General features: G+C 64.8%; 1 protein-coding gene and 1 pseudogene. Both read left to right on the top strand.

Annotated features, from left to right (window positions below):
• A partial coding sequence (locus tag EN939_RS35615) for a topoisomerase C-terminal repeat-containing protein (protein ID WP_272483143.1) occupies positions 1-473 on the top strand: 473 nt, incomplete at its 5' end.
• 6 nt (positions 474-479) lie between these two features.
• Positions 480-1,002: pseudogene (locus EN939_RS35620) on the top strand (ribonuclease R); the annotation flags it as partial.

The following is a 1,002-nucleotide window of genomic DNA, read 5'->3' on the forward strand; positions in this document are numbered from 1 at the left end:
CCGCCAAGATGATCTCAGCCGGGCTCGGCCGCTACGGCCCGTTCGTGCTGCATGACGGCACCTATGCCAATCTCGAAAGCATCGAGGACGTGTTCTCGATCGGCCTCAACCGCGCCGTATCGGTGATCGCCGAGAAGCAGCTGAAGGGCAAGGGCGGCCGCAATGGCGGTACTGCCGCAGCGCTGAAGGAGCTTGGCGACCATCCCGATGGCGGCGGCAAGATCGTCGTGCGCGACGGCAAATACGGGCCTTACGTGAATTTCGGCAAGGTCAATGCTACGCTGCCCAAGGGCAAGGATCCGCAGTCGGTGACGATCGAGGATGCGCTGGCATTGATTGCCGAGAAAGAGGCCAAGGGCGGCGGCGGCAAGAAGCCGTTCCGAAAGGCAGCCGCGGCCAAGGCCCCGGCGACCAAGAAAGTGGCAGCCAAGAAGCCGGCTGCGAAGAAGCCGGCCGCGAAGAAAAAAGGATAGGACAGCGTGGCGCGCAAGATCACCGGCAGAACCCACGGCGATCCGCGCACCGCCGACACCAGAGCCAAGGTCAAGGACGACTACCGGCCCTCGCGTGACGAAATCCTGCGCTACATCGCCGAAAATCCCGATCGCGCCGGCAAACGCGACATCGCCAAGGCGTTCGCACTGCGCGGCGACGACCGCATCTGGCTGAAGGATATTTTGCGCGACTTGCAGGACGAAGGCGTCCTCACCAAGGAGCGCAAGGGGCTGGCTCGCGTCGGTGCCCTGCCCCATGTCACGGTCCTCGATATTTTCGACCGCGATGCCGATGGCGTGCTCTTGGCCCGTCCTACCGAACACACGGCCAATGGGCCGCCGCCCATCGTCTCCATCCGCCTGTCGCGCAGTGGCAGTGGACCGGCGCCCGGCATTGGCGACCGCGTGCTGGCCAAGACCTTTCCGGCCGACGACACGAACGTCGCCCTGGGCGGCCCCGCCTACACCGGGCGGGTGGTGAAGATTTTCGAAAAACGTACCGATGCCG

The sequence above is a fragment of the Mesorhizobium sp. M7A.F.Ca.CA.002.05.1.1 genome, assembly GCF_003998335.1.
Classification (GTDB): Bacteria; Pseudomonadota; Alphaproteobacteria; order Rhizobiales; family Rhizobiaceae; genus Mesorhizobium.